The 4,287-nt window shown below is 31.7% G+C and carries 5 protein-coding genes and 1 pseudogene; 5 read left to right on the top strand and 1 reads right to left on the bottom strand.

The window, feature by feature from the left end; genetic code table 11:
• Positions 1 to 372 (top strand): cation transporter dimerization domain-containing protein (locus A33S_RS12375; RefSeq protein WP_017176716.1); only part of this gene is annotated, 372 nt, incomplete at its 5' end.
• Between the two features lie 113 nt (positions 373 to 485).
• Here the strand turns inward: A33S_RS12375 and A33S_RS0107900 are convergent.
• Positions 486 to 764 carry a glutaredoxin family protein gene (locus tag A33S_RS0107900; protein ID WP_009385637.1) on the bottom strand — a complete coding sequence of 93 codons (279 nt, stop codon included), beginning with the start codon at positions 762 to 764 and terminating at the stop codon, positions 486 to 488.
• 154 nt (positions 765 to 918) lie between these two features.
• Here A33S_RS0107900 and A33S_RS0107895 point away from each other — a divergent pair, with 154 nt between their 5' ends.
• The 4 genes and pseudogenes from A33S_RS0107895 to A33S_RS11785 form a co-directional block, all read left to right on the top strand.
• A complete protein-coding gene (locus A33S_RS0107895) occupies positions 919 to 1,194 on the top strand; it encodes a metal-sensing transcriptional repressor (RefSeq protein ID WP_009385635.1) in 276 nt (91 codons plus the stop codon).
• A 14-nt stretch (positions 1,195 to 1,208) separates the two neighbouring features.
• On the top strand, positions 1,209 to 3,596 hold the full coding sequence (locus tag A33S_RS0107890) for a heavy metal translocating P-type ATPase (RefSeq protein ID WP_009385633.1): 2,388 nt from the start codon (positions 1,209 to 1,211) through the stop codon (positions 3,594 to 3,596).
• A gap of 34 nt (positions 3,597 to 3,630) precedes the next feature.
• Entirely contained in the window at positions 3,631 to 3,840 is a 210-nt protein-coding gene (gene copZ / locus A33S_RS0107885; RefSeq protein WP_009385631.1) for a copper chaperone CopZ, read from the top strand.
• A 188-nt stretch (positions 3,841 to 4,028) separates the two neighbouring features.
• Positions 4,029 to 4,287 (top strand): annotated as a pseudogene (locus tag A33S_RS11785) (IS6 family transposase); the annotation flags it as partial.

The following is a 4,287-nucleotide window of genomic DNA, read 5'->3' as shown; positions in this document are numbered from 1 at the left end:
GTAGCTGCTCTAGTACTACGTAGTGGGTTTTATGTAACAAAATCAAGTCTTCATGTATTAATGGAGGGGACACCTGACACTATTAATACGGGAGAAATTATTAAAACCTTAAAAACCTTCAAAGAAGTAATAAATATCCATGATTTTCATATTTGGTTAGTAACTAGTGGGATGAATGCATTATCTTGTCATATAGTTGTCAATGATAAAATGTCTATTGGTGAAAATGAAACTTTACTTAAACGTATTGAACATGAATTGAATCACAAAAACATTCAACATGTAACAATACAGACTGAAACTTCCAATAATAATCATAGTGGCAAATTGTTCTGTGACATGAAGGGAAAAGGAGAGGGTCATCATAATTAATTAAAAAGTTAAGATGCTAATTTTTGAGATTTTATAAACAAATTAGCATCTTAACTTTTTTATTCAATTTAATAGCATTTTGGAGTTAATTCATTCAAAGATAGATTTTTATTTTACTGTTCCAGGATTTTAAAAATTTCTTTTTTATTATTTTCAAAACCTACGAAATATTTAAATAATTTTTTTTTGCCCCAAAATCGTTTTTTATAAAAAGCAAATAAAGGAACAATTCGGTTCCCTGATATTTTTTTCATATCTTCTTCTAATTCTAAATTTTGGCTTACCTCTTTATGAATATAATTAATCCCTTGGGAGTTTAAATATTTTTTGGATTCTTGGCAATCGGAGCATGTAGGTCTTGTGTAAAGCTCAAGTTGTATATTTTTATTCAAATAATCACCTCTAAATATAAGTTTTACCGTATATTTTATATAAATATTACATTAATGACAAATGTTAAGTTTTTATGTTGACTTATATCTGGATGGGGTATAATATAATAAACGATAACACATACCCCATATAGGTATATTAGGAGGGCTGAAATTGGATATAACTACTGTTGAAAGAAACGACGTATTACTTAATAGACTCAAAAGGTTAGAAGGACAAATACGTGGTTTGCAATCAATGATAGCTGAAAATAGATACTGTATAGATGTATTAATACAAATAACAGCAATACAATCAGCTTTAAAACAAGTAGGCTTTATAGTAACTGAAGACCATATATCTAGCTGTATAACTGAAGGTATTAAGCAAGGAAATGGTGAAGAAAGTATTAAAGAGTTGATGGTTGTATTGAAACAATTTTCAAAATAAGAGGAGTGAAATAATTGAATGATAATATTAAAAAAACAACAATAGGAATTACAGGTATGACGTGCGCGGCTTGCTCAAATAAAGTAGAAAAAAACTTAAATAAGCTTGATGAAGTTAATGCTAACGTAAATCCATCAACAGAGAAGGCTATGATTGAATATAATCCAAATATTACATCATTGGAAGATATTACGAATACAATTCAAAAAACAGGATATGGAATTTTAACTGAAAAAGTAGATTTAGATGTAATAGGCATGACGTGTGCAGCTTGTTCGAATAAAATAGAAAAAGTATTAAATAGAATTTCAGGCGTGGATAAGGCAACAGTAAATTTAACCACTGAAAGTGCTATTGTAGAATATAACCCTGATATGACATCTGTGGATGAATTTCAACAACGTATTAAGAATTTAGGATATGATGCTCAACCTAAGAAAGAAGCATCAGAAAAAAGTTCTCAAAAAGAAAAACAATTGAAACGACAATTAATTAAATTAATTATTTCAGCCATTTTAGCAGCTCCATTGTTAATGACAATGTTTGTTCATTTATTTGGTCTTCAAATACCAAATATATTTATGAACCCTTGGTTCCAATTTGTATTAGCAACACCTGTTCAATTTATCATTGGTTGGCAATTTTATGTAGGCGCTTATAAAAACCTTCGTAATAAGTCAGCCAATATGGATGTTCTTGTCGCTTTAGGTACAAGTGCAGCTTTCTTTTATAGTATTTATGAATCAATTAAGTGGTTAATCGATACGAACTACGAGCCACACCTTTACTTTGAAACAAGTGCTGTATTAATTACTTTAATTCTTTTTGGAAAATATCTAGAAGCCCGTGCTAAAACTCAAACAACAAATGCTTTAAGCAAATTATTAAATTTACAAGCTAAAGAAGCTCGAGTATTACGTGATGATGAAGAGATTATGGTTCCTTTAAGTGAAGTAAATGAGGGAGATTATTTAGTTGTCAAACCGGGAGAGAAAATACCGGTAGACGGAAAAATAATCAAAGGAATAACTTCAATTGATGAATCAATGTTAACTGGAGAATCTATTCCTGTTGAAAAAACACAAAGTGATAATGTTATCGGATCAACAATGAATAAAAACGGAGCAATTACTATTGAAGCAACAAAAGTTGGCAAAGATACAGCCCTTGCCTCTATTGTTAAAGTCGTTGAAGAAGCACAAGGTTCCAAAGCACCGATACAAAGGTTAGCAGATATTATTTCTGGATATTTTGTACCTATTGTTGTAGGTATAGCAATTTTTACATTTATTATATGGATTTCATTAGTTCAACCAGGACAATTTGAACCAGCTTTAGTTGCTGCAATTGCAGTATTAGTTATTGCTTGTCCTTGCGCTCTAGGGTTAGCTACACCTACTTCTATCATGGTAGGAACAGGAAAAGCTGCTGAAAATGGTATCCTCTTTAAGGGTGGAGAGCATATTGAACGTACTCATGCTATTAACACGGTGGTTTTAGATAAAACTGGAACTATAACAAATGGTACTCCTGAAGTAACCGATTTCATTGGAGATAATAAGACGTTACAATTATTAGCTAGTGCTGAAAAAGGGTCTGAACACCCATTAGCCGAGGCAATCGTAAATTATGCTAAGGAAAAATCACTAGAACTTTTAGAAGTGGAATATTTTGAAGCTATACCTGGCCGCGGTATAAAAGTAAATATTGATAATAAAGAACTTTTTGTTGGTAATCGGCAGCTAATGAATGAAAAAGGAGTCGACACTAAAGAAGTAGAACTAAACCTAACCAATTTTGAAGAAGAAGGAAAAACTGCAATGCTAATAAGTATAGATAATGAATTAAGCGGCATTGTAGCTGTAGCTGATACAGTTAAAGGTACTGCCCAACAAGCTATTCAACAACTTCATAATTTAGGTATTGAAGTAGCTATGTTAACGGGTGATAACAAACGTACAGCCCAAGCAATAGCAAAACAAGTAGGTATAGATACAATAATTGCCGAAGTATTACCTGAGGAAAAAGCTTCTAAAATTGAAGAACTTCAAAATCAAGGGAAAAAAGTTGCAATGGTTGGAGATGGTGTGAATGATGCTCCAGCACTGGTTAAATCCGATATTGGTATTGCTATTGGTACTGGTACGGAGGTTGCAATTGAAGCAGCTGATGTAACGATCTTAGGAGGCGATCTCTTATTAATTCCAAAAGCAATAAAAGCAAGTAAATCTACAATTCGGAATATACGTCAAAACCTCTTTTGGGCATTTGGCTATAATGTTGCAGGTATCCCAATAGCAGCGATTGGCTTGTTAGCACCTTGGGTTGCAGGAGCAGCAATGGCTTTAAGCTCTGTAAGTGTTGTCACAAACGCTTTACGTTTAAAACGTATGAAATTATAAGACTTTCAAATTTTTTTGAAAGGAGGTGACAATATTGAATAACGAATTAATTAACATAGAAGGTATGAGTTGTGACCATTGCAAGCATTCAATTGAAAAAGCGTTGAATAGCTTAGATGGTGTAACTTCTTCAGAAGTAAACTTGTCAAATGAGAATGTTGAAATTGCATTTGATGGAAGTCAAGTGGGTTTTAACGATTTTAAAGAAGCTATTGAAAATCAAGGTTATGATGTAGTTGAATAATTTAAATAAATAGGCATATCATTAAATTGATATGCCTTTATTAAAAAATAAAGGAGAAAAAATACGAATGATAATCATGAACATTATTCAAAAAAATCAGACATTAAAATAAATGTTGTTTATAAAGCAGGTGGTTCTGTTGCAAAGTTGAATTTATAGTATAATTTTAACAAAAAGGAGTCTTCTGTATGAACTATTTCAGATATAAACAATTTAACAAGGATGTTATCACTGTAGCCGTTGGCTACTATCTAAGATATGCATTGAGTTATCGTGATATATCTGAAATATTAAGGGGACGTGGTGTAAACGTTCATCATTCAACGGTCTACCGTTGGGTTCAAGAATATGCCCCAATTTTATATCAAATTTGGAAGAAAAAGCATAAAAAAGCTTATTACAAATGGCGTATTGATGAGACGTACATCAAAATAAAAGGAAAATGGA

The sequence above is a fragment of the Staphylococcus massiliensis CCUG 55927 genome, assembly GCF_000298075.1.
Taxonomy (GTDB): Bacteria; Bacillota; Bacilli; order Staphylococcales; family Staphylococcaceae; genus Staphylococcus; species Staphylococcus massiliensis.
The sequence above is the reverse complement of the archived record's forward strand: the minus strand, read 5'-3'. Positions and strand labels throughout refer to the sequence as shown.